A 23,365-nucleotide genomic window follows, 5' to 3' on the forward strand; every position below is an offset into this window, starting at 1 on the left:
TTTCCTTTACATTGGGGCCAACCCCCCATGTGAAGGAGCACTTCATGAGAAGGACCCTCACGTTAGTCGCCGTGGTGGTGATCGCGGTCGCCACCACGGTGTTCAACACCACCCCGGCGTTCGCCCACGGCTACGTGCTCACACCGCCCTCCCGCCAGGCCAACTGCGCGCAGGGCAAGGTCTCCGGCTGCGGCAACATCATCTACGAGCCGCAGAGCGTGGAAGGCCCGAAGGGCCTGCGTAGCTGTCACGCCAACCTCGGCCAGTTCGCCCAGCTCAGCGACGAGAGCAAGGCCTGGCCCGTCGCCTCCGTCGGCACCTCGGTGACCTTCACCTGGACGTTCACCGCCCGGCACGCCACGGCCAGCTACGAGTACTACATCGGCAACACCCTGGTGAAGAGCTTCGCCGGCAACGGCCAGCAGCCCCCGGCGACGATCTCGCACACGGTCAACTTCTCCGGCTACTCGGGCCGGCAAAAGGTCCTGGCCATCTGGAACATCTCCGACACCACCAACGCCTTCTACTCCTGCATCGACCTGAACATCGGCGGCGGCGGCGGGAACCCGACCCCGACGCCCACCCCGACCGTCACGCCCACTCCCACCCCGACGCCGACCCCGACGACGACCACGCCTTCCGGCACGTGGAAGGCCGGCACGGCGTACGCCACCGGCAACACCGTCACCTACAACGGCGCCACCTACCGGTGCCTCCAGGCCCACACCGCGCTCGCGGGCTGGGAGCCGCCGAACGTGCCGGCCCTCTGGGCACGCGTGTAACACCGATAAAAGCGCCGCGGGGCGGGCAGGGGCACGTGCCATGAACAAGACCCTGCTCGCCACCGCGCTCGCGACCGGCGCCGCCGCCCTGACCGGCTCGCTGGCCACCGCCCCGGGAACGACCTGGTACAAGCGGCTGCGCAAGCCCTCCTGGCAGCCCCCTTCGCAGGCGTTCCCCCTGGTGTGGACCCCCTTGTACGGGCTCATCGCGTACGGCGGAGCCCGCGCGCTGAACCAGGAGCCCGGCGCGGAGCGCGACGCCGTGGCCCGCGCCCTGGCCGGCAACCTGGTGCTGAACGCCGCCTGGCCCGCCCTGTTCTTCCGCGCCAGAGCCCCGCGTCTGGCCCTGGCGGAGCTCGTGCTGCTCAACGCGTCCAACGTGGTGCTGATCCGCCGGGCCCTGTGCGCCGACCGCACGGCCGGGCTGCTCCTGCTGCCCTACGCGGCGTGGACGGCGTTCGCCACCGCCCTCAACGCCTCCATCGCCCGCCGTAACCGTTGAGCCCTAGGCGGTCGGCTTGCAGGTCGGGTGGCACAGGCGCCGCGCCAGGGCCGCCAGGAAGACGTCGATGATCTCCCCGGGCTCCTCCGCCTCGTGCAGGGACCCGTTGGTGACGGAGGTGATCTGGGTCAGGCTGGCCCGATCGACCCCCTTGCCGAACGCGATCACGATGATCTGCACCGGCCGGTCCGGGTTCCACTCCCGCTTCAGCCGGTCGAGGACCTGAGCCAGGCCGGTGCCCTTGCCGTCGTCCCGCCCCGCCGTGATCACCAGCAGCGCGTTGTTCATCTCCTCGCGGTAGCCGCTGCTCATCGTGCGGAACCCGCTGAGTATCGAGTCGTACAGCGAGCTGTCCCGCTTGGGGTGGGCGGCGATGGTGCTGGTGAGCTGGTCCAGCCGGCTGCGGCGGATGACCTGCCCGGTCTCGGGCTCGTTGATGGGCCCGAGACCGACGTGCTGGCGATGGTTCCTGATGCCGCCCACCTTGTCGGCGAACTCCCACAGCCCCATGTGGGTGGAGTCGGGGAAGAGCTGCAGCCCGATCTTGGCCGCGTCGAGCGCCACGCTGACCCTGGTCCGGCCGTTGAGCGGCTCGGCCATGTGCTTGGAGGTGTCGGCCAGGACGAGGATGTTGGTCGGCGGGGCGAGCCGGCTCCAGGCCCGCAGCGCCTCGTCGATGTCCTGCGGCGACACCGACGACCTGGTCTTCGGCGTGGCGGAGGGGATCTGCGGCCCCGGCGAGAGGGGCCCCTGGGTGCCGTCGCCCGAGCGGAAGCCGGCCCGCCGCACGATCTCCTGCGCCTGCGCGCCCCTCAGCCAGTCGGCGAAGACGGTGGAGGCCTCGGCGACGTCGGGGTCGGCGGCGGTGACGACGTACGGGTAGTCGAGGTTGATCGTGCCCTCGCGCGGGTGCAGGGCCACGACGGGGTCGGAGGAGGGCCGCAGGTTGTGGTTCCACACCGACTGCTCAGGCACGATGACGACCGGGCGCTGCCAGAACGTGTGATCGTCCACGGCCGCCAGCATGCTGCGGTAGTCGGGCGCCGACCCGGCCTGCGCCCAGCGCACGAACGCGGTCAGCGCCTTGTCGGCGTCGGGGCCGGTGCCGACGACGTCCCTGGCGGCGGCCACGGTGGCGATGCCCGCCCCGGCCAGGGAGGGGTCGGGCACCCGGACGACGTCCGGCTCGTCGGCGTTGGGCGTCAGCCGCCCGCGCACGGTCGAGGGGAAGACCATCCGCCAGTTCATCTCGGTCCTGCCCACGGAGAAGCGCTGGGCCAGCGACGACCGGGTGGCGAACACCAGCGGCGAGGTCGCCACCACGCTCTCCCCCGCCGGCAGCGAGCTGGCCCCCTGCTGGCGGGCCAGCCTGATCCAGGCGGAGGAGTCGGCGATCCAGCCGTCGGGCCGTTCGGCCAGCACGCCCGCCCGGTCGCCGATCAGCGTGCGCAGGACCGTGGCCGGCGGCTGCTCGGTCACCTGGACCAGCACGCACCGGCCGCCCACGGCCGTCTTCGTCTCGTTGAACCGGCCCGCCGCCTCCATGACCGCCGGAGCCACGTCCACCGCGGCGGCCACGTTGACCAGAACAGGCTCTCGTGTGCTGCACAGCACCCCGCCGCCCCCGAAGATCACGACGAGGCCGGCCGCGACGATGGCCACGGCCGTCAGCCCTGCCAGCATGCCGCGCTGTAACGCCTTCCTGCGTCGCTGCTCGGGGGCTAACGCGGCGCGGTGCCGACCCAACCGCACGGTGAACCTCTCTCCACGGGGAGGAACGATTCTCCCAGCGCCTCACAGGGCGGGCGCAAGTGCTTGTTAGAACATGTTACAACTAGGCCAGCGGCAGGACCCTTCTGACGCTCTGGCAGACGCCGTCGCTGGCCGCCGAGGCCGCCAGCCGCTCCGCGTCAGGGACGCCGTACTCGGTGGTGCGCTGCCGCACCGGCCGGCCGGTGACCTCGACCATCGCGCGCAGCTCGCTGATCGTCTTGTACGAGCCGTTCTCCGACCCGGCCATCCGGCTGATCGTCTCCTCCATCAGCGTGCCGCCGAGGTCGTTGACCCCGCCCTGGAGCACCTGGCGGCACAGGTCGTCCTGGAGCTTGACCCAGGAGCACTGGATGTTCCTGATCGCGCCGTGCAGGAGGATCCTGGCCAGGGCGTGCACGGCGCGGTTCTCCTGCGCGGTCGGGCCCGGCCTGGCCACGCCCGCCAGGTAGATCGGGGCGCTGGTGTGCACGAAGGGCAGCAGCACGAACTCGGAGAAGCCGCCCGTCTCCTCCTGCAGCTTCCTGATCAGCTTGATGTGCCTGACCCAGTGCAGGTGGTTGTCCACGTGCCCGTACATCATGGTCGAGGTGGTGGGGATGCCGACCCGGTGCGCGGTGCTGATGACCTCGATCCACTCCTTGGCCGGCAGCTTGCCCTTGGTCAGCACCCAGCGCACGTCGTCGTCGAGGATCTCGGCCGCCGTGCCGGGCAGCGAGTCCACGCCCGCCTCCTTGGCGGCCTCCAGCCAGTCGCGGATCGACAGGTTCATCCGCGACGCGCCGTTGATGACCTCCATCGGGGAGAACGCGTGCACGTGCATGCCCGGCGTCCTGGCCTTCACGGCCCTGGCGATGTCGAAGTAGGCGGTGCCGGGCAGGTCGGGGTGGATGCCGCCCTGCATGCACACCTCGGTCGCGCCGGCCGCCCACGCCTCCTCGGCCCGGTCGGCGACCTGGTCCATGCTCAGCGTGTACGCGTCCGCGTCCGTCCTGCGCTGGGCGAAGGCGCAGAAGCGGCAGCCGGTGTAGCAGACGTTGGTGAAGTTGATGTTCCGGTTGACCACGTAGGTGACGTCGTCGCCCGCCGCCTCCCTGCGCAGCGCGTCGGCGATGGCGGCCAGCTCGTCCAGCGCCTCACCCTCCGCGCCGAGCAGCGCCACGGCCTCGGCGTCCGTCAGCCCCGCGGGGTCGGCCTCGGCCCGCTTCAGCGCCTGCCGCACGTCGCTGGGGGTGGCGGCGACCGTGCTGCCAAGGCGCTCGCGCAGGGCGTCCCAGTCACCGTAGACGTGGTCGAAGTCGTCGCGGCGGTCGTTCGTGCGGCCCGTGGTGTCCACCTCGACGTGCAGGTCGACGCGTCCGGACGCGGCGAACCCGCCGTCGGGCTCCTGCCAGGGGCGGCCTTCCAGCGCGGCGTCCTCGCGGGCCAGGCCGGTGGCCGGGTCGGCCAGGGCGGAGACGTGGCCGATCAGGCGGGGGTCGAGCCAGGGCTCCCCGGCCTGCACGTACTCGGGGTAGATCGTCAGCCGTTCCCTGAGCAGGAACCCGGCCTCACCCGTGCGGGCGGCGAGGTCGTCGATCTGCGGCCACGGCCGCTCCGGGTTGACGTGGTCGGGGGTGAGCGGCGACACGCCGCCCCAGTCGTCGATCCCGGCCCTGATCATCAGCTCGTACTCGGCGTCGACCAGGTTGGGCGGCGCCTGGAGGCGTACGCGGGGGCCGAGCACCAGGCGGGCCACCGCGATCGTGGCGGCCAACTCCTGGAGGTCGGCGTCCGGCAGGCCGCGCATGGCGGTGTCGGGCTTGGCGCGGAAGTTCTGCACGATCACTTCCTGGATGCCGCCGTACTCCCTGGCCACCCTGCGGATCGCAAAGATCGACTCGGCCCGGTCCTCGACGGTCTCGCCGATGCCGATCAGGATGCCCGTGGTGAACGGCACGTTCGTGCGGCCTGCGTCCTCCAGCACGCGCAGCCGCACGGCCGGGTCCTTGTCGGGCGAGCCGTAGTGCGGCTGGCCCTTCTCCTCGAACAACCGCCGCGACGTCGTCTCCAGCATCATCCCCATGGACGGCGCGACCGGCTTGAGCCGCTGGAAGTCCCGCCAGCTCAGCACCCCCGGGTTCAGGTGCGGCAACAGCCCGGTCTCCTCCAGCACTCTGATCGCCATCGCGCGCACGTAGGACAACGTGTCGTCATAGCCGTGCGCGTCGAGCCACTCCCTGGCCTGGTGCCAGCGGTCCTCCGGCCGGTCCCCCAGCGTGAACAGCGCCTCCTTGCACCCCATCGCCGCCCCCTGCCGGGCGATCTCCAGCACCTCGTCGGGGCTCAGGAACGGCGCCTCCAGCTTGTGCGGCGCCGTCGCGAACGTGCAATAACCACACCGGTCCCGGCACAGCCGGGTCAACGGGATGAAAACCTTCCTGCTGTAGGTGATGATCCCCTCGCGACCGGCGGCCCGCAGACCGGCGTCGCGCACGCGGGAGGCGTGTTCGAGGAGCGTGTCGAGGTGCTCGTCCCTGGCGTGCAGGAGCACGGTCGCCTCGGTCACATCGAGCGTCTTGCCGTCCCTGGCTCGGGCGAGGGCGCGGCGGAGCGCGGAGTCAGAACTCATAGAGGCACAGTACGACGGGCTGAGTTCGCCGTACGCACCCAGGGCGCGCTCAGAACGCCCGGTAGTCGCGCGCGGCCATCCTCGGCCCCCTGGCCGGCGGGCGCAGGCCGCTCAGCCACACCAGCACCGTGGCGCGGTGCCGATGCCCGGTGTACGGCTCCAGCAGCCGCATCATGCCGGGATCGTCGGTCTTCTCCCCCGTCAGCGCGTAGCCGACGAGCTTGGCCAGGTGGAAGTCGCCCACGCTGACCGCGTCGGGGTCGCCGAACGCCCGCTGCCGCACCTCGGCCGACGTCCACACGCCGACCCCCGGCAGCGCGCGCAGCAGCCGGTCGAGCTCCTGCGTGGTGGCGGCGGCCTCCAGCTTGGCGGCGTGCCAGGCGGCGGTGGCGATCGTGCGGGCGCGCACGGCCTCGGCGCCCGCCCGGTGCCAGTGCCAGGACGGGATCTGCCGCCACACCTCAGGCTCCGGCACCACCCGCATGCCCTCGGGCGCCGGGCCGGGCGCGGGCTCGCCGTACCGGCCGAGCAGCCACCGCCAGGCCCGCCACGCCTCCTGCCCGACCACCTTCTGCTCCAGCACGGCGGGCACGAGGGCCTCCATCACCCGCCCCGTGCGCCCGATGCGCAGCCCGGGATGCCTCCTGACGACGTCGGCCAGCACCTCGTGCCTGACGCTGAACCCCGCCAGGTCGTCCTCGGCGCCCACCAGCGCCGGCATCGTCTCCAGTGCCCAGCCGGCCCCCGGCCCCCACGCCTGGCCGTGCACGGCGCCCGCCCGCACGCTCACCCTGAGCGTGCAGGGCCCGTCGGGGGTCCTCGACGTACGCCACACGGCGCCGTCAGGGGTCCGGCGCCAGGCAGGGTCGCCGCCGCCGCGCTTGTGGGGCTGCAACGCCAGCCCCACGTCCAGCGGCCCGTCGGGCTCCCACCTGCGCTCCATCACCTGTACAGTCTGCCCGCCCCGCAGGGCTGGGTCAGACGTCGCTGGAGTAACGCAGCGCCCGCTCGGGCAGCTCGATGCCCGGCCAGACGCGTACGCCGTTCTGCAGCTCGTTGCCCGGCCCCACGATGGCGCCGTCGCCGATCACCGCGTCGCGCACCACCGTGCCGGAGCAGACCCGCGCGCCCTGACCCACCACGGAGTCGGTCACCGAGGCGCCCGCCTCTACCACGCAGTCGTCGCTGAGCACGGAGCCGACCACCGAGGCGCCCGCCTCGACGACGGCCCGCGCGCCGACGGCCGTGCCGCCCCGGACCTTCGCCTCAGGCGAGATGCGGGCCCCTTCGAGCCGCAGGAACTCGCCCGTGGGCCCCGGCAGCGCGGGCGAGGCCAGCCGGCCCAGCACCAGGTCGCGGGAGCCCTGCACGTACGCGGTCGGCGTGCCGACGTCGAGCCAGTAGGTGCGGTCGGCATACCCCAGCACCAGCTCGCCGGACTCGATCAGCCCCGGGAACGTCTCCCGCTCGACCGACACGACCTCGTCGCGCGGGATCGAGTCGATCACCGACCGGGTGAAGACGTAGCAGCCGGCGTTGATCCGGTTCGTGACGGGGTTGGGGGTCTTCTCCAGGAACGCCGTCACGCGCCCCGCCTCGTCGGTCGGCACGCAGCCGAACCGCGAAGGATCGTCGACCTCCGTCAAATGGAGCGTTACAGCGGCCTGCCGCTCACGGTGCGCGCGCACCTGTTCGCCGATGTCGTGGCCGGACAGGATGTCGCCGTTGAGGATCAGCACCGGGTCGTCGGGGCCGGCCGTCAGCGCCTCGGCGGCGTTGCGGATGGCGCCGCCGGTGCCCAGCGGTGTCTCCTCGGTCATGTATTCGAGTGAGAGCCCGAACGCCGCCCCGTCGCCGAAGGCAGGCTCGAACATGGACGCCTTGTAGGAGGTGGCGAACACGATGCGGCGTACGCCGAAAGATCGGGCGCGCGCCAGTTGGTGTGCCAGGAACGGCACCCCGGCGGTCTGCAGCAGCGGCTTGGGCGTGCCCAGTGTCAGCGGACGCAGGCGCGTGCCCTGCCCCCCGACCAGGAGGATCGCCTCGAGGTCTGGCAAAGAGCTCTCCATCACTCCGTGAGGTTACCGAACTATTCGATCGCGCGTTGATAGGAGCTGAGATGGGCCTCCGCCGAAGCGTCCCACGTGAATTCGCGGGCTCTGGCCGGCCCCGCCTCCTGCAACTGGTTCCTGCGCTCGGGAGAGGCCAGCAGGTGCCCCAGCGCCTCGGCGATGCTGCCGACGTCCGGCTCAGTGTAGGCCACCGCGTCGCCGCCCACCTCGGGCAGCGACGTGCGGTGGGTGGTCAGTACGGGGGCGCCGCAGGCCATGGCCTCCAGCACCGGCAGCCCGAACCCCTCGCCACGCGAGGGGAAGGCCACCACCAGCGCCCCGCCCAGGAACCCGGGCAGGTCGGGCGCGCGCAGGTAGCCGGGCCTGATGACCCGCACGGTGGCCTCGACCTCGCGACAGGCCGCGTCCACGTCGTCCTCGTGCACGCCGCCGCCGAGCACCAGCGCCGGCGGCTTGTCCAGCCGCTTCACGGCGGCGGCGAAGCCACGGATGAGGTTGGGCACGTTCTTGCGGGGGTCGAGGGCGCCGAGGAAGGCCACGTACGGCTGGCCGTGCAGCCCGCACCGCATGGCCGCGCGGCGGATCTCCTCCTCGGTCGGCGGATGGAAGTGCGCCAGGTCGACGCCGTGGTAGGCGACGTCGATGCGGGTGGGGTCGGCCTCCAGCACGCGGACCAGCTCGTCGCGCGTCGCCTTGGACGGCACGATCACCCGCTTGGCGTGGCGGACGGCGGTGCGCGTGGCCGAGCGGAAGAACGCGGCACGCGGGCTGTGGTCGTCGGGCTCGGTGAACCAGGTGGCGTCGTGCACGGTCACGACGGTCGGCAGGCCCGATCCGAGCGGGATGGAGTAGTAGGGGGCGTGGATCACGTCGGCGCCGGCCCGGCGGGCGAGTAACGGGAGCCCTGTCTGCTCCCACGCCAGCCTGGCGGCCCTGTTGGTGATCGCTACGGGCCCGGGAAGTATCTGGGCCGAAGGCGCGAGGCGCCGGTATCGCTCCGCTTCGGCACGCTGGCAGACCACCGACAGATTCGCGCCGGCCCGATCGAGCGCGGCCACGAGCCCGTCCACGTATCTGATCAACGCGCCGCGGTCCGCGGGAACCGCCGCCGCATCGACGAGCACTCGAGGCATTACGAAGATCTTCTCCCCTCAAGATCAACGTGGGACCGGGCGTCCCCCTCTGAAGTTCAGCTTATGACCAGCCTCCCCTAAATCGTGGGCCAAATCACACCGAGTCGCGACGCGCCGCAATTCCCGCCAGGCCCGCGCAGATCAGATCGCCCACGATGATGACAATGCGGGATGAAAGAGCCACCGCAATTGCGGCACCGGACTCCAGATGGGGTGCCAGGACCGCAACCATGGCAACCTCCCTGACCCCCGCACCCGCCGGGATCACGAACGTCAGGATGCCCAGGCACCACGACAGCGCGAACGCCCCGACGGCGAAGAGCAGGCCGCCCTGGGGGGCGACGAAGTACAGGTGCACGCCGTAGGCGAGCCAGCCGGTCAGCGCCCAGCCGAGCGCGGTCAGCATGCCGCGCCTGGTCAGAGGGCGTTCGAGGGGGTCGCGCCTGAGGCGGCGCAGGGCGTACCCGATGACGGCGTTGATGACCTTCGGTTCGAGCAGGACGAGCAGCAGCGGGATGAACAGCAGCAGCCAGCCGTACCGGTCCCAGCCCAGCGTGACCAGCGTCACCAGCAGGCCGGTGGCGAGTTGGATCGGCATCATCAGGAAGAACGCCGCCGCGCTGCGCGAGCGCGGCACGCCCAGGTCGCGGCCCATCTCCATCTGCGCGAGCACGGGCCAGACGGCGCCCGGGATGTACTTGCCGAGCTGGCCCACGAAGAAGACCTTGGCCGCCGGGCGGGCGGGCAGCGGCGAGCCGAGGTCGGCCAGCAGGGTGCGCCAGGTGAGCATGGCTCCGAGCAGCGCCGCGACCACCGCGACCAGCGAGCCCGCCAGCGCGGCCCACGACAGCCTGGCGAACCCGGCCACCACCGCGTCCCACTGCCCGGCCACCGCCCAGACGCCGAAGGCGAGCGCGACCGCCAGAAAGCCGTACCTGACCAGACGGCGAGCCGCCGAACGCCGCCGCGGCACCGGTTCCACGGGAGCCTTCACCACGGGCGCACCCGCTCGGGCGGCTGCGGCAACCGCGGCCCGGCCGGGCGGCGCGGCGTCTTGGTGGCCACCCACAGGTACGTCGGCACGACCGGCAGCAGCAGCCGCAGCACCGGGCGCGGCATGTGCGACAGCACGGCCCTGACCACCTTCCCCAGCGCCCCGGGGAACAGCTCGCCGCCCGCGAACCGGGTCGGCGTGGCCAGCACGGGGAACGTGTAGTCCCACACGTGGAAGGCGCGCAGCATCCTGCGCAGCCCGCGCCGCGTCCTGAACCGCTCGTAGTAGTGGTCCGCCCGCCCGGACGCGCGCACGTAACGATCGGCCAGCGCCGGCGGCAGGTACGACAGGAACGGCAGCTTGTAGTGCGGCTCCATCACCCCGAGCCGGTTGCCCAGCCCGAGGTAGAGCACCCCCGAGTCGGACAGCACCCGGTGCATCTCCGCCACCACCGCGTCGGGGTCCACCACGTGCTCGTAGATGTGGTTGAACACCAGCACGTCGATCGAGCCGTCGGGGAACGGCAGCGCCGTGCCGTCGCCGCAGACGAACGCCACCCGCTCGCCGAACCGATCGGCCGCCTTGCGCAGCCCCGGCACGTCGATGTCGATGCCGAGCGTGTGCTTCGCCCCGGCCTGCGCCAGCTCGTCGGCGATGAACCCGGCCGAGCAGCCCACGTCGCCGACGGTCAGCCCGCCGAGGGGCCCGTTGAAGTGCTCCAGCACCGCGATGATCTTCGCGGCCTTCCGCCTGCGCTTCTCCTCGTCGAGCATGGCGGACTGGAACTCGGAGTATTCGAGCTGCGCGACCCGTTGCTTCACCACGGTTCCCCACCGTACCGACCCCGTGCGGACCCGTACGCCAATCGCCTGCTCCGGCTGCTGGATTTGGCCGGAGCACCGCGCGTAACCTGAGCCAATGCTCCGCCGCCTGCTGCGCATCGTCCTGGCCCTGGTCGCCCTCGGTTTCCTCGGCTACGGGCTGGCCACCAACTGGGACGAGACGACGACCGCGCTGGCCGCGATGTCGCCGTGGGCGGTGCTCGGCTCGTTCGTGGCCGTCCTGGTCGGCCAGTTCTGCATGTTGCTGGCCTGGCGGGAGATCCTTTCCGGGCTGGGCACGCGGGTGCCGGTGCGGATCGCCGGGCGGATCATGTTCGTGGGGCAGCTCGGCAAGTACATCCCGGGCGCGGTGTGGGCGTACGCGGCGATGATGGACCTCGGGCGCGACCACGGCAGCCCGCCGCGCCGCACGTTCGCGACCATCTCACTCGGGCTGGTGATCAACCTGGGGGTGGCGATCTCGATCGCCGCCGCCACGCTGGGCACCCTGGACGCGGTGCGGCAGGCCTGGTACTTCGTGCTGCTCGTGCCGGTGATCATCGTCTGCCTGCACCCCAAGGTGCTCACCTGGGGCCTCAACCTGGCGCTGCGCATCGCGCGCAGGGAGCCGCTGGAGAGCGCGCTGCCGGGCCGCACGGTGGTGGTCGCGGTGGCGTGGACGGTGCTCGGCTGGCTCGTGTACGGCCTGCACATCTGGCTGATCGCCGGCCGTCCCGACCTGTACGTGGTGGCGACGGGCGCCTACGCGTTCGCCTGGGCGACCGGCATCCTGACCGTGGTCGTGCCTGCCGGGGTCGGCATCAGGGAGGGCGCGCTGGTGCTCGTGCTCGGGCCGATCATCGGCACGCCCGCCGCGCTCGCCGTGGCGATCGTGTCGCGGCTGGCGTTCACGCTGGCCGACGCGGTGGCGGCGGGCATCTCGTTCGTGCTCGGCCGCCGGCCCGTCACCGCGGCTCAGGAGCCGAGCAGCGCCGTCGCGTACGCCGACCAGAACGGCTCGGGATCGACCGCCTTGACCCCCGACCGCAACCTCTCCGGCTCGCCGGAGGCGTAGAAGCGCTCGATGGCCGCGCGCAGGGCCCCCGCGTCGCCCGGCTCGACCAGCAGCCCGTCCACGCCGTCGGTGACGTGGTCGGCCAGCGCGCCGACGCGGGTGGCGATCACCGGCACGCCGTGCTCGTGCGCCAGCCACACGTTCTGGCTGGCCGTGGCGTTGCGGTAGGGCAGCACCAGCGCGTCGGCCGCGGCGAACAGCCTCGGCACGTCCTCGGCGGCGACGTAGCCGGGGCGCAGCTCCACCCGGTCGCCGATGCCCAGCTCGCCGATCAGCGCCTTCGTCTCGTCCAGCCCGCCCCAGAACTCGCCCGCGACGGTCAGCCCGATGCCCTCGGGCAGCGCGCGCAGCAGCAGGTCGAGCCCCTTGTACGGGCGCACGATGCCGAAGAACAGCAGCCTGCGGTGCACCGCCTCGGCAGCCCTGTCACCGGAGGTCGAGGGCAGGTGCGGCGGCAGCCCCGCCACGCTGACCGGCTTGGCCGTCAGCTCCCTGGCCAGCGCGGCCTGCGGCTCTGAGTGGGCCAGCACCCCGTCCACCCGCCTGAGCAAGGCCTTCATCAGCGGCGCGTCGTACGGCTTGCGCTCGTGCGGCAGCACGTTGTGGCACAGCGCGACCGTCCTGGCCTTCCGCCCGATTCCGGCGAGGATGCCCAGGTAGGCGGGCACCTGCACCGGGCTCAGCACCGCCAGCACGACCAGGTCGGCCGACCGCAGCCGCCGCCCGGCCGCCACCCATCCGTCCGGCCGCCGCCAGTCAAGCCGCCGCACGGTCTTCCGGTAAGGCGTGCCCTCGGGCGCGGAGATCGTCTGCTGCCCCGGGTAGAGGAAGGACGGATACTGCGCCCGCCACGACTCGATCACCACGTCGTGCCCGAGCGCCGACAGGCGGTGCGCCAGCTCGGTGGTGTGCTGCGCCCCGCCCCCCTTGTACGGATAGGTCGGGCCGACGATCGCGATCCGCAAGGTCACTCTCCCCGGGAGCGCACGATCAGGTCGGCGAGCAACGCGACGGACCCGATCAGCAGCCCCGACAGGAAGATCATGACGGTGTTGGCGGGGAAGTAGAACGGGTGCTGGATCATGTCCCAGACACCCTTCACGAACCCGATGGCGACCAGCCACAACGCGGGCGGCATGAGCACCTTGAGCGGGTTGAAGTACATGATCATCCGCAGCACCTGGAGGATGTAGCGGTAGGCGTCGGAGACGAAGCTGAACTTCGACTTGCCGGCCCGCTTGGCGTACTCGGTCGGCAGGTAGTAGACGTCGTGCTGGTTCGACAGGAACGACAGCGTGATCGTCGTGACGCAGGAGAACCCCGGGGGCAGCAGCCGTAGGTACGGCTTGGCCACCGCCTTGCGGAAGGCCCGCAGGCCGGAGTTGAGGTCGGGGATCTTCTGCCCGGCCAGCATCTCGGCCACCTTGCGGATCACGAACTTGGCCGGCACGCGCAGCAGCTTGTGCGAGCCCTCCTCGCTGGTGCGCGCCCCGACCACCATGTCGATGGCCGCGTCCTTGTCCAGGATCTGCACCAGCTCAGGGATGCGCTCGTTGGCGTAGGACATGTCGGCGTCGGTCCAGACGACGATCTCGCCCCTGGCCTCCTGCGAGCCGATGCGCCGCACGGTGCCCGCGCCGCCGTTGCGGTGGAAGGCGCGGATGCGCAGGTGCGGGTAGTGGGGCGCGGCCTCCCTCAGCTTGGCCAGGGTCGCGTCGGTCGAGCAGTCGTCCACGGCGACCAGCTCGTAGGTGTAGCCGCTCGAGTCCATCGCCTTGGTGATGCGCTCCACCTCGTCGATGACGTGATCCTGCTCGTTGTAGCAGGGCAGGACGATCGTGACGTACGGCGCTTCATCCACGGCAGTTCCACTCTTGGGGGTCTCAAGCGTGCTCACGGGGGTCGAGGGTACTCTGCCCAGCCGGGAGGCGAGTCCACATCGGGCCAGCGGGAGCTCCCGATTCCCCGGATCTTTCTACCAGTCTGGCTCATCGCGGGCCGGTCAGGCGACCGCCATCCACACGTTCATCGTCAGGGACCACGTGCCGTTCGGAGCCTCGGTGAGCGAGCGCTCGTCCTGGCGGGTGACCAGCTTCATGACCTGCGACGCCGCCCCGTACGGCGAGACGTGCCAGTCCTCGGCCCCCAGCACGACCGGCACCCGGCCCGCCGCGCGCACCCGCTCGACCAGCCGCCGCACCTCATCCTGCGGCGCGAGGTCGCCCTCGGTACGGGCCACCTGCGCGGCCGGTCTGCCGCACATGCCCCGCACGACCTGCACGAACCGGTCGCCCGTGACCCGCTCCACGGTCAGCACCGTGGCGTTGGCCGGGATCCTCGCGCACATCGCCTCGACCGCCGCCGCCTCCCCCCGCTCGACCGGTGTGAACGCGGTCCCGATAGAGGTCACGGCCGGGGGCGCGAGCACGAGCAGCACGGCCAGCGCCATGCCCCACCTCAGCACCTTCGGCCCGTGCCGGTCCGTGAGGCGGCGCAGCCGGGCCAGGCCGTACGTGGCGAGCAGGATCATGCCGGGGATCACGATGGGGACCAGGCGGCGGGCGGCCCACGGATGGTCCGGGGTGATCTCGGGGCGCAGCAGCGTGGTGACGGTCGTCCAGCCCACGACCGCCAGCGGCAGCAGCCACTCGAACGACGAGCCGTCACGCAGCAGCCTGCGCACGAGCAGGGCGGCGGCGATCGTGGCCAGCAGGACGGCGGGGGCGCCGACGTACCAGGTCACCCAGTGCAGGGAGTTCTCGAAGTAGAGCCGCGTGCCGTCCACGGGCATGACGTTGGCGCGCTGGATCTGCTCGATCATCTCGAACGTGCGGCGGTCGTCGGGGTTGGCGGGGACCCGGGTGACGGTCTGCACCCACGGGCGGGCGTACAGGGCCGCCATCAGCAGCACGACCAGCACCGCGCCCGTCCTCGGCGCCCACTTCGGCAGCCGGATCCGGGCGAGGGCGGGGGCGACGGCCGTGCCGGCGGCGGTGAGCACGAGGACCCCGGCGCAGACGAACAGCAACGGCCGCACCGAAGCGGACAAATAAGAAAGGTAAGGACGAGCCAGCAGATACGCCGCCAGCATCCCCACCCCGGCCCCGGCCACCAGCCCAGCCAGCAACGGCAGCCCCCCCCCCCCCGCCGGCCTTCGCAACCGCCGCATGCCGATCAGCAGCCCCGCGAACGCCAGCACCGGCAGCACGTCACGCAGCCCGTCCACCCTGACCAGCACCGCCAGCCCGAACACCAGCCCGGCCAGCAGCGCCCTGCCCCGCTCCCGCCGGGCCAGCGCGTCGTGCGCCAGGGCCAGGCCGCCGAACAGCAGGATCAGCGACGGGATCTCGCTGAACGTGGTGCGCGAGGTGTACAGGATCGGCATGCTCACCGCGAACGCCACCGCTCCCGGCACCGCCCACCTGGCCCCCGCCAGCCGCGCCACCACCCCGGCCACCGTGAGCACCGCCAGCGCCCCCAGCACGGCCGGCACCACGTAGGGCGCGCCCAGCCAGTGGCCGATCGCGAACAACATCGGCGGGCCCGGCATGAACTGCGGCACCACCGCGCCGTCCGCCGGGAAGAAGCCGACGCTCTTGAACACCAGCGAGGGATCCGGCCCGCCGAACGCCTCCGCCTGGACGGGGATGGGCAGGCCGCCGTGGGTGGCGATCCAGGCGGCGTACTGGGTGTAGGTGGCGGGGTCGCGTCTCACGGCGACCTGCTCGCTGTGCATGATCGCGTTGAAGGCGCCTGACGCGACCGCCACGCCCGCGACGCCTGCCACCTGCCAGGTGCTCTTCCGTACGCGCCTCACGGCGCCGATGACCCCCGGCGATCCCTTCACGGCCGCCCGTGAGGCGTCGCCCGCCGGCCCGCCGCCCAGCCCTCGCGCGCCCGCCCAGCACAGCAGCGCGGCCAACGGGACGCCCAGCAGCGTGGCGGGCAGGGGGGCGAACCGGCCGAGCAGGAGCAGCGGCAGCCCGGCCAGCAGCCAGCCCGTCACTGCCAGCGCGGGCAGCACGGAGAGCGTGGTGAGCACCCGGCCGGGTCGATCGAGTTCCATCGTCGAGCGAGCGTATCCAACCCGGAGCCCACCCCTCGCCCGCGCGCCACCCCTGCGGACGCGAGACGGGCCTGGGCGCGAGGCGGGCCGGGCGCGGGGCGGCCCGGGCGCGGGGTGGGGCGGGCGCGGGGCGGGGTGCGCGGCTCGGGCGCGATCGCCGGTAGCGTACGGACGTGCCGGAGAAGCGGGAGGACATGCGGTGAGGCCGGAGGCTCACGACGGCGAGCCCACGAGGACCGGCCGCGGCCGACGGCGCCTGCCGCACTGGGCGCGTCGGCACCGCTGGTTCCTGGTCGTGCTGGCCCTGGGCACCGCGCTGAGGGCGCTGGCCATGCTGGGCTACCGCCCCGCCCTGTGGTTCCCCGACTCCTACACCTACATCGTCACGGTCTTCAAACCCCGCCCCGACCTGGTGCGCCCGGCCGGTTACTCGATGTTCATGAAGCTGCTGGAGCCGCTGCACGCGTTCGGCGCGGTGACGGCGGCCCAGCACCTGCTCGGCCTGGCCACGGGCGTGCTCGTCTACCGTGCCGTGCTCAGGGCCGCGCCCAGGGCTCCGAGGTGGGTGGCGACGCTGGCGACGGTGCCGGTGCTGCTGGACGCGTACCAGATCGAGCTGGAGCACCTGCTCGTCTCGGACACGCTGTTCATGTTCCTGGTGGTGGCCGCCGTGGCGCTGTGCGCCACGCGGCGGACGGCGACCGCCGCGGCGATCGGCCTGCTGCTGGCCGCCGCCACGCTGACCAGGACGGTCGGGCAGCCGCTGATCGTGGTGCTGGCGGCCTGGTTCGTGCTGCGGGGATGGCTGTGGCCGCCGGACTCGCCGCGCCGCAGGACCAGGCCGACCGACGGCCGGGCCGAGCCGGGCACCGCGCCGGCGAGACGAGCCGGCGTGCGGTTCAGGGCACCGGGGTTCAGGGCACCGGGGTTCAGGGCACCGGGGTTCAGGGCAGCGGCGTTCCGGCCGGCGGCCGTGCTGCTGGCCGCCGCACTGGTGCCGATCGTCGCCTACGGCGCCTGGTTCTACGTCACCTACCAGCGGGTCGGCCTGGTGGGCGCGAACGGCGTCTTCCTGTACGCCCGGACGATGTCCTTCGCCGACTGCGACAGGATGGACCCGCCGCCCGACCTGAGGATCCTGTGCGATCCGCGCCCGCCGGAGCAGCGGCCGCCCTCGCAGGAGTACATCTGGGCCAAGGACGCGCCGCTGGTGCTGCTGCCGGGGATCACGTTCTCGAAGGAGAACGACGACCTGGCGGCCAGGTTCGCGATGCTGGCGCTCACGTCGCAGCCGCTCGACTACGCCGCCTCGGTGCTGGAGGAGCTGGGCCGCTCGTTCACGTGGGACCGGCCGATCTATCCCGACGCCGAGATCTACGGCTATTACCAGTTTCCGGTCACCGAGCCCGGACCTCCTGGCCGCTATCCCGCGCAGGTGGGCGCCGAATATGCCAAGCTCTACGAGCAGGGTGCGATCGGCACGGAGATCGTGGAGCCCTTCGCCGGATGGTTGCGGGCCTATCAGAGCATGGTGCGACTGCCCGGCCCGGTGCTCCTGGGAATCTTGCTCGTGCCACCGGTGGCGGCCGTCGCCCGCAGGCGCAGGCGAGAGCGTCCTGCGGCGGGTCCGGTGTGGCTGGTGCCCTGGTCGGCGGCGATTGTGCTGCTGATCACACCGGCCGCGGCCGCCGAGTTCGACTACCGGTACGTGTTGCCGGCCGTGCCCCTGGCTTGTTTGGCGGCGGCCCAGAGCATCAGGCCTGACCTGCTCCGACAGTCCGGTGGCGATCAAAGGGCGAAAGAGTTTGGCGATGATATTCCACCCAATGTCCGGCTCTGAGTATGCTTTGCCGCGGAAACATCACGTCCGGGTCACGGTCGTTCCCCACGATCATGGCTCGGGGCACGCCGTACGTGACCTAGTCTCATGGCGCGGAGCGACCAATCCGGCGGCGCAAGGAGTGAGGCTAGGGGGCGTATGAGTGACTACAGGAGCGTGCCGGTCGCCGATTCCGTGCATGACCGCCGCACCGCCGTCACACAACCGGGCAGCACACAACCGGGCAGCCGGATGGCCCGCCGTCAGGCGGCCGCCGCCGCGCCGCCCCCGCCTGACGACCGGCCGCCGCGCGGCCACCGCTCAGGCGGCGGCCCGGGCGGCCAGAACAGGATGCGCGTGCTGGCGTGGGTCAGCATCGGCCTGACCTCGGTCATGGTGGCGGGCGCGCTGACCGCGTACACCACCTACCGCGACGCCTTCGGCAACATCAACCAGAAGAGCGTCAAGGAAGACATCATCAACCCGCGCCCGCCGGAGACAGGGGCGCTGAACGTGCTGCTCGTCGGCTCCGACACGCGCGCGGGCCAGGGCAACGCGAAGTACGGGCAGGCGCTGGCCCGGCAGTCCGACGCGGGCGGCAAGCGCACCGACACGATCATCCTCATGCACATCTCGCCCAACCGGGACAAGGCGCAGCTCATCAGCTTCCCTCGGGACTCGATGGTGCAGATACCCCGGTGCAAGAACGAGACCACCAAGCAGGAGATGCCCGCCCGCCGGGACATGATCAACTCGGCGTACAACTCGGGCGGCATCGCCTGCACGATCTCCACCATCGAGACGCTCACCGGCATCCGCGTCAACCACTTCGTCGAGGTGGACTTCAGCGGCTTCAAGAACATCGTCGACGCCCTCGGCGGCATCGAGATCTGCCTGAAGACGGCCGTCAACGACAAGTCGTCCAAGCTGGTGCTCCCGGCCGGCACCAGCCTGCTCAACGGCGAGAAGGCGCTCGGCTACGTGCGCCTGCGCCACTACGGCGACGGCAGCGACATCCAGCGCATCAAGCGCCAGCAGATCTTCCTGAGCAAGGTCGTGGCCAAGGCCACCAGCAGTGAGCTGCTCACGGACGTGGGCCGGCTGCGCGACTTCGTCGCCGCCGCGGGCAAGTCCGTCACGATGGACCCCGAGCTGGCCAACGACACCGAAGAGCTGATCAGGATCGCGATGAGCGCCAAGGCGCTGACGGCCAACGGCGTCAAGTTCATCACCGTGCCCTGGGGCGCGGCTCCCGACGACCCCAACCGGGTGGTCTGGACCGAGCCGGACGCCGGCGAGCTGTTCAAGGCGATCAGGACCGACACCGAGGTCGCCACCCCCGAGCCGACCAGCAGCACGAGCGCCAAGCCCAAGGCCGCGGTCAAGCCGCAGCAGGTGCGCGTCCAGGTGCTCAACGGCACCAAGACCTTCGGCAAGGCCCGCGAGGTGGCCGACCAGCTCGCCAAGGAGGGCTACAAGGTCGTCTCGGTGGGCAACTACACCGCGCCCGGCGGGGCCAGCCTGCCCAAGAGCGAGATCCACTACACCAAGACGGAGACGGCGACCGACCACGCCGTCAAGCTGGGCACCGCGGTGCTGCCCAAGCCCCAGGCCGCCTCGGGCAAGGTGCAGGCGTCCAACGTGCAGCCGTACACGTCCACGACGGGCACGGCCACGGCGGGCGGCGCCACGAAGGGCACGCCGATCATCCAGCTCGTGGTCGGCGAGGACTTCGACTCGGTCAAGGTCACCGAGCTTCCCGACAGCGTGAAGAACAACTCGATCACCGCGTCGGAGCAGAAGAACGTGTGCACGTGAGGCTCCAAGTTCCCTGTGTAACCGGGCATTCTGGTCCACTGCGAGAGACAGGACCCACGAGGGCGGGATAGTCTGTCGTGGGTTGGCGACGCAGCGCGACGCAATTCCGCAAGGGTTTCGATCCTGTTGTCGTCCTGGTTCCCCGGCCCCGAGCGAAGCTGAGCGACTTCTTCTGTGTCTGACACCAGATCCTCCCCATCGGCCACGCCCCAGCGCAGCCCCGAGGAGCAAGGGCCCGCCAACACGGGGGCCCGCTGGCCGTTGCCGGAAGAGGCGTTCTGGAGCGAGTCCACCGACCCGCACGGGGCCGCCCCCGGCGAGCGCACCGCGCCGCAGGCGGCGGTCGCCACGAAGCCGGCCTCGGGAGAGAAGCGGCAGGAGCAGCCGCAGCCACAACCGGCCGCCGAGCCGGCCAAGCGCAGGCGCGACCCGTTCCTCGACAACGTCAAGTTCATCCTGATCGCGCTGGTGCCGATCGGCCACTCGCTGGTGCCGACGCTGGCCGCCGACTCGGCGCGGGCGGCCTACATCTTCATCTACGTCTTCCACATGCCGCTGTTCGTGGTGATCAGCGGCTACCTGTCCAGGAACTTCTGGAACTCCAACGCGAAGACCAACAAGCTGGTCGACACCTTCCTCGTCCCCTACGTGATCGTCGAGGTGGGCTACGCCGCGCTCCGCGCCGCACTCGGCGGCAAGTGGAGTCTGACGATCATCGACCCGGCGTGGCTCAACTGGTACCTGCTGGCGCTGCTGTTCTGGCGGTTGTCCACACCGGTGTGGAAGCGGATGAAGTACCCGGTTCCGGTGGCGATCGCGATCTACCTGTTCGCCGGGTTCTCGCAGATCTCCGGCGACTTCAGCATGGACCGGTTCTTCGGCCTGCTGCCGTTCTTCGTGATCGGCCTGGTGCTGCAGCCCGAGCATTTCGAGATGCTCAACCGGCGCTGGATCAAGATCGCCTCCGGGGGCATCCTCCTCGGCGCGGCAGCGGTGGCGATCTTCCTCGCGTCCAGGGGGGCGAAGCTGGGCCCGTTCTACTTCAAGAACAGCTACCAGGACCTCAACCTGTCCTGGTACATGGGCCTCGGCATGCGCGTCGGCCTGCTCGTCTGCGCGCTGGCCATGTGCCTCGCCGTGCTCGCGCTGGTGCCTAGGAAGGAGACCTGGTACACCGACCTCGGCACCCGCACGCTCTACTGCTACCTGCTGCACGGCATCCCGGTGCTGATCGCCAAGGAGATGGGCTGGCTGTCGGTCCCGTGGCTGTACGGGCCGCTGGGCGTGCTGGCGATCAGCGCGAGCTGCTTCGCGCTGGCCATCGTGCTGTGCCTGCCGGAGACCCGAACGGTGTTCAAGTGGGTGCTGGAGCCCCGCCTGACCTGGCTCTATCGGCGCCCCTCCCGAAGTTAAGCAGCCGTTCCACCCGCATTAACGCCTTTGACCTGGTAACCGCTCAGCATCGACACATGCGCGCTTGTGTCGCCACGACCGTCCATCATCCCGAGGACGCCCGGATCATGCACCGGCAGATCCGGGCGCTGCTCGACGCGGGCCACGAGGTGACCTACGTCGCGCCCTTCACCTACTTCAACGTGACCCCCGCCATGGGGCTGACCGCGATCGACGTGGCCCGCCAGGCGTCCCACAGCCGGGCGCGCGCCGCGCTCAGGCGCGGCGTGCGGGACGCGGACCTGCTGATCGTGCACGACCACCGGCTGCTGCGGGCGCTGCCGTACCGGCGGCCTCCGGTCGTCTGGGACGTACGCGAGGAGGCGACTTCCAAGCAACTGTCCCGCGCCGCGAGGCGGCATCGGGTGATCACCCCCTCCGTGGTCCCCGAGGCGACCCTGGTGTCACCCAGTCCTCCCCCTCCTGGCGACACCAGGGTCGTGCACATCGGCCGGCTGGCGGCCGACCGCGGCGTGACCGAGCTGATCGGGCTGGCCGAGCGCCTGGTCCCGCACGGCGTCCGGCTGGACCTCATCGGCGCCGCCGCCCGCGACGTGCGCCCGCTGCTGCGGGACGCGCAGCGGGTCGGCCTGCTCGACTGGTTCGGATACGTGCCCAACCGGCACGCCCTGCGCATGGCCGAGGGCGCGCTGGCCGGGCTGTCGCTGGCCGACGACACGGTCAGGACCCTGCCCACCAAGATCATGGACTACATGGGCAGGGGGCTGCCGGTGATCACCACCCCGCAGGGCGCCTCGCTGGTCGAGGGCGTCGGGTGCGGGCTCGTGGTGCCGCTGGACGTGGACGCGGTGCTGAACGCCGTCCTGGACCTGAAGGAGGACGTGGCGCGGCGGGTCAGGCTCGGCGCCCAGGGGCACGCGGAGGCGCGGCTGCGGCACCACTGGCCGGATCACGCCGACGCGTTCGTGCGGCGGGCCGAGTCGTGGGCCGGGGTGACCAGGCACGCTCTGGCCGTCTAGGCGGGATGACCAGGCACGCGCGCGGCCGTCTGGTCTAGGGGCGGTCCAGGTCGAAGGTGACATCGGCCAGCCGGACGGTGCGAACGCGCGGGTCCTCGATGAGCTTGCGCAGCTCCGCGACCGAGGCGAGCTGGTCCACGTAGGCGTAGGCCAGGCCGTCGCCCGCCGCCTTGCGCAGCCGGTTCAGGGACAGGTCGAACCTGCGCAGGTTCGCGTCGTCGTGCTCGCGCAGCAGGCCGACCCAGGTCCGGAAGTTGTCCAGCCCGACCCCGCAGCCCTGCTTCCCCTCGGCGAACTCGCCGCGATCCCACGTGATGTCGCCCCAGGTGATGGGCAGCGAACCCGTCCTGCGCTCGTAGACCACCTTGTCGGCGCACGTTCTGTTCTGGTCCAGGAACCCCTTCAGCTCGGCCTCCTTGAGCGGCGCGGCGAACTCCACCACCGCCAGCGCGTTGAGCCCGTCCGGCAGTCTCGCCAGCACCTTGCGGACCTGCTCCTTGGGCGCCAGCGTGCCACCGACGTCGAACAAGGAGATGGAGAGCCTGGTGCCGGCGGTGCTGCCCAGGGGCAGGCGGCCCACGCGCCCGAAGAAGTCCTGGCTGATGGTGTAGGTCCCGCCCCCCGTCGGCCAGAAGCCCCCGATTGCGCGCAGCGGGGAGGCGCTCGCTTGGAACGACATCGACCACGGGGTGGTCTCGCAGCAGTCGCCCACAGTCACGGTGTAGGCCGGGTTGTAGAGCTTGAAGGCGGTGCCGAGCACGTCCATCATGCGCCGTTCCCGGTCACCGCGTTGCTGGACGAGGGATGAACCGAGCGTGGCCACCAGCGCGAGCGCCAGCAGCACCGCCAGCACGCTGGAGGTCGTCCTGAGCAGCCCCCTGCGGACGGCCTTCCTGGTCAGCTTGGGGTCGAAGTCCGGCATTTCCGGAAAGTCATCACTCATGGGGCACTCCATAGGTCTCGGCGAAGGCGTTCCTGGCGCGCCACAACGCGGTCTTGATCGAGGCGTGCTTCCTGCCGGTCATCGCGGCCACCTCCACGAGCGAGAAGCCCTCGAAGTAGACCAGCGTGAGCAGCCTCCGGTGCTGCTCGGGCAGCCGGGCGAGCGCGTCGCGCACCTCCAGGGAGTCCACGTGGAACCCGGGCGCGCCCAGCTCGTCCGGCTCGGGCAGCGGCAGCTCGCGCCGCGAACGGCGGACGTGGTCGACGAGCACGTTGCGCGCGATCGTGAGCAGCCACGCGGCCGGATTCTCGCCGCGCCAGCCCAGCAGGGCCCTGGTCGCCTTGACGAACGTCTCCTGTGCCAGGTCTTCCGCGAGGTGGGGGTCACGGGTCCTGCGCAGGAGGAACCCGCACACGAGCGGCCAGTGCTCGCGATACAAGTCCTCGATGATGGCGCCCCCCGTGGTCTGTTCATTGTCACATCACACGTAGACGGGACCGGGGCGGGAATGGTCACACGGCTTTCTG

General features: G+C 71.4%; 19 protein-coding genes. 7 read left to right on the forward strand and 12 right to left on the reverse strand.

Annotated elements, in window-relative coordinates:
• The first annotated feature begins 44 nt into the window (after positions 1 to 44).
• Positions 45 to 782: a lytic polysaccharide monooxygenase gene (locus tag FXF51_RS37505; protein ID WP_148439455.1), complete on the forward strand. Its 738-nt coding sequence runs from the start codon at positions 45 to 47 to the stop codon at positions 780 to 782.
• Positions 783 to 822: 40 nt separating this feature from the next.
• Complete coding sequence (locus tag FXF51_RS37510) at positions 823 to 1,284, forward strand: TspO/MBR family protein (RefSeq protein WP_148439456.1); 462 nt, start codon at positions 823 to 825, stop codon at positions 1,282 to 1,284.
• A 3-nt stretch (positions 1,285 to 1,287) separates the two neighbouring features.
• Here FXF51_RS37510 and FXF51_RS37515 read toward each other — a convergent pair whose 3' ends face one another.
• The 7 genes from FXF51_RS37515 to FXF51_RS37545 all read right to left on the reverse strand — a co-directional run bounded on the left by FXF51_RS37515 (position 1,288) and on the right by FXF51_RS37545 (position 10,688).
• The gene (locus FXF51_RS37515) at positions 1,288 to 3,036 is read right to left on the reverse strand and encodes a substrate-binding and VWA domain-containing protein (RefSeq protein WP_262380083.1); all 1,749 of its coding nucleotides are present in this window, start codon (positions 3,034 to 3,036) and stop codon (positions 1,288 to 1,290) included.
• An 82-nt stretch (positions 3,037 to 3,118) separates the two neighbouring features.
• Entirely contained in the window at positions 3,119 to 5,665 is a 2,547-nt protein-coding gene (locus FXF51_RS37520; protein ID WP_148439457.1) for a bifunctional FO biosynthesis protein CofGH, read from the reverse strand.
• A gap of 49 nt (positions 5,666 to 5,714) precedes the next feature.
• Positions 5,715 to 6,608: a DNA-3-methyladenine glycosylase family protein gene (locus FXF51_RS37525; protein WP_148439511.1), complete on the reverse strand. Its 894-nt coding sequence runs from the start codon at positions 6,606 to 6,608 to the stop codon at positions 5,715 to 5,717.
• A gap of 34 nt (positions 6,609 to 6,642) precedes the next feature.
• On the reverse strand, positions 6,643 to 7,734 hold the full coding sequence (locus tag FXF51_RS37530; RefSeq protein ID WP_148439458.1) for a sugar phosphate nucleotidyltransferase: 1,092 nt from the start codon (positions 7,732 to 7,734) through the stop codon (positions 6,643 to 6,645).
• 20 nt (positions 7,735 to 7,754) lie between these two features.
• A complete protein-coding gene (locus tag FXF51_RS37535; protein WP_148439459.1) occupies positions 7,755 to 8,870 on the reverse strand; it encodes a glycosyltransferase family 4 protein in 1,116 nt (371 codons plus the stop codon).
• Positions 8,871 to 8,964: 94 nt separating this feature from the next.
• A complete protein-coding gene (locus FXF51_RS37540; protein ID WP_262380085.1) occupies positions 8,965 to 9,867 on the reverse strand; it encodes a flippase-like domain-containing protein in 903 nt (300 codons plus the stop codon).
• Complete coding sequence (locus FXF51_RS37545) at positions 9,861 to 10,688, reverse strand: class I SAM-dependent methyltransferase (RefSeq protein WP_148439460.1); 828 nt, start codon at positions 10,686 to 10,688, stop codon at positions 9,861 to 9,863. The genes FXF51_RS37540 and FXF51_RS37545 overlap by 7 nt, the downstream gene beginning before the upstream one ends.
• Before the next feature lie 94 nt (positions 10,689 to 10,782).
• Here FXF51_RS37545 and FXF51_RS37550 point away from each other — a divergent pair, with 94 nt between their 5' ends.
• Positions 10,783 to 11,760 (forward strand): YbhN family protein, encoded by a 978-nt coding sequence (locus FXF51_RS37550; RefSeq protein ID WP_148439461.1) that lies wholly within the window; start codon positions 10,783 to 10,785, stop codon positions 11,758 to 11,760.
• Here the strand turns inward: FXF51_RS37550 and FXF51_RS37555 are convergent.
• The 3 genes from FXF51_RS37555 to FXF51_RS37565 form a co-directional block, all read right to left on the reverse strand.
• Entirely contained in the window at positions 11,661 to 12,725 is a 1,065-nt protein-coding gene (locus FXF51_RS37555) for a glycosyltransferase family 4 protein (RefSeq protein WP_148439462.1), read from the reverse strand. The two genes, FXF51_RS37550 and FXF51_RS37555, sit on opposite strands and share 100 nt — an antisense overlap.
• Before the next feature lie 2 nt (positions 12,726 to 12,727).
• The gene (locus FXF51_RS37560; RefSeq protein WP_187414779.1) at positions 12,728 to 13,657 is read right to left on the reverse strand and encodes a glycosyltransferase family 2 protein; all 930 of its coding nucleotides are present in this window, start codon (positions 13,655 to 13,657) and stop codon (positions 12,728 to 12,730) included.
• 105 nt (positions 13,658 to 13,762) lie between these two features.
• The gene (locus FXF51_RS37565; RefSeq protein ID WP_148439463.1) at positions 13,763 to 15,826 is read right to left on the reverse strand and encodes a glycosyltransferase family 39 protein; all 2,064 of its coding nucleotides are present in this window, start codon (positions 15,824 to 15,826) and stop codon (positions 13,763 to 13,765) included.
• Between the two features lie 199 nt (positions 15,827 to 16,025).
• On the opposite strand from FXF51_RS37565, the gene FXF51_RS63005 reads away from it, so the two are divergent.
• The 4 genes from FXF51_RS63005 (at position 16,026) to FXF51_RS37590 (ending at position 21,895) form a co-directional block, all read left to right on the forward strand.
• Positions 16,026 to 17,666 carry a hypothetical protein gene (locus FXF51_RS63005; RefSeq protein ID WP_262380086.1) on the forward strand — a complete coding sequence of 547 codons (1,641 nt, stop codon included), beginning with the start codon at positions 16,026 to 16,028 and terminating at the stop codon, positions 17,664 to 17,666.
• A 138-nt stretch (positions 17,667 to 17,804) separates the two neighbouring features.
• On the forward strand, positions 17,805 to 19,463 hold the full coding sequence (locus tag FXF51_RS37580; RefSeq protein ID WP_148439464.1) for an LCP family protein: 1,659 nt from the start codon (positions 17,805 to 17,807) through the stop codon (positions 19,461 to 19,463).
• 174 nt (positions 19,464 to 19,637) lie between these two features.
• Positions 19,638 to 20,876 carry an acyltransferase family protein gene (locus FXF51_RS37585; protein ID WP_148439465.1) on the forward strand — a complete coding sequence of 413 codons (1,239 nt, stop codon included), beginning with the start codon at positions 19,638 to 19,640 and terminating at the stop codon, positions 20,874 to 20,876.
• A gap of 56 nt (positions 20,877 to 20,932) precedes the next feature.
• Complete coding sequence (locus tag FXF51_RS37590; protein ID WP_148439466.1) at positions 20,933 to 21,895, forward strand: glycosyltransferase; 963 nt, start codon at positions 20,933 to 20,935, stop codon at positions 21,893 to 21,895.
• A 34-nt stretch (positions 21,896 to 21,929) separates the two neighbouring features.
• On the opposite strand, the gene FXF51_RS37595 is transcribed toward FXF51_RS37590, so the two are convergent.
• Positions 21,930 to 22,838, reverse strand: coding sequence for a hypothetical protein (locus tag FXF51_RS37595; protein WP_148439467.1), 909 nt, complete (start codon positions 22,836 to 22,838; stop codon positions 21,930 to 21,932).
• Positions 22,831 to 23,277 (reverse strand): RNA polymerase sigma factor, encoded by a 447-nt coding sequence (locus FXF51_RS37600; RefSeq protein ID WP_187414780.1) that lies wholly within the window; start codon positions 23,275 to 23,277, stop codon positions 22,831 to 22,833. The genes FXF51_RS37595 and FXF51_RS37600 overlap by 8 nt, the downstream gene beginning before the upstream one ends.
• Positions 23,278 to 23,365 lie beyond the last annotated feature (88 nt).

This window comes from Nonomuraea sp. PA05, from assembly GCF_008086045.1.
In the GTDB taxonomy this organism is placed as follows: domain Bacteria; phylum Actinomycetota; class Actinomycetes; order Streptosporangiales; family Streptosporangiaceae; genus Nonomuraea; species Nonomuraea monospora.

Coding starts and splice junctions, on each gene's coding strand:
- FXF51_RS37505 (WP_148439455.1), top strand. CDS start 45: ATGAGAAGGACCCTCACGTTAGTCGCCGTGGTGGTGATCGCGGTCGCC.
- FXF51_RS37510 (WP_148439456.1), top strand. CDS start 823: ATGAACAAGACCCTGCTCGCCACCGCGCTCGCGACCGGCGCCGCCGCC.
- FXF51_RS37520 (WP_148439457.1), bottom strand. CDS start 5,665: ATGAGTTCTGACTCCGCGCTCCGCCGCGCCCTCGCCCGAGCCAGGGAC.
- FXF51_RS37525 (WP_148439511.1), bottom strand. CDS start 6,608: ATGGAGCGCAGGTGGGAGCCCGACGGGCCGCTGGACGTGGGGCTGGCG.
- FXF51_RS37530 (WP_148439458.1), bottom strand. CDS start 7,734: ATGGAGAGCTCTTTGCCAGACCTCGAGGCGATCCTCCTGGTCGGGGGG.
- FXF51_RS37535 (WP_148439459.1), bottom strand. CDS start 8,870: ATGCCTCGAGTGCTCGTCGATGCGGCGGCGGTTCCCGCGGACCGCGGC.
- FXF51_RS37550 (WP_148439461.1), top strand. CDS start 10,783: ATGCTCCGCCGCCTGCTGCGCATCGTCCTGGCCCTGGTCGCCCTCGGT.
- FXF51_RS37565 (WP_148439463.1), bottom strand. CDS start 15,826: ATGGAACTCGATCGACCCGGCCGGGTGCTCACCACGCTCTCCGTGCTG.
- FXF51_RS37580 (WP_148439464.1), top strand. CDS start 17,805: ATGAGTGACTACAGGAGCGTGCCGGTCGCCGATTCCGTGCATGACCGC.
- FXF51_RS37590 (WP_148439466.1), top strand. CDS start 20,933: ATGCGCGCTTGTGTCGCCACGACCGTCCATCATCCCGAGGACGCCCGG.
- FXF51_RS37595 (WP_148439467.1), bottom strand. CDS start 22,838: ATGAGTGATGACTTTCCGGAAATGCCGGACTTCGACCCCAAGCTGACC.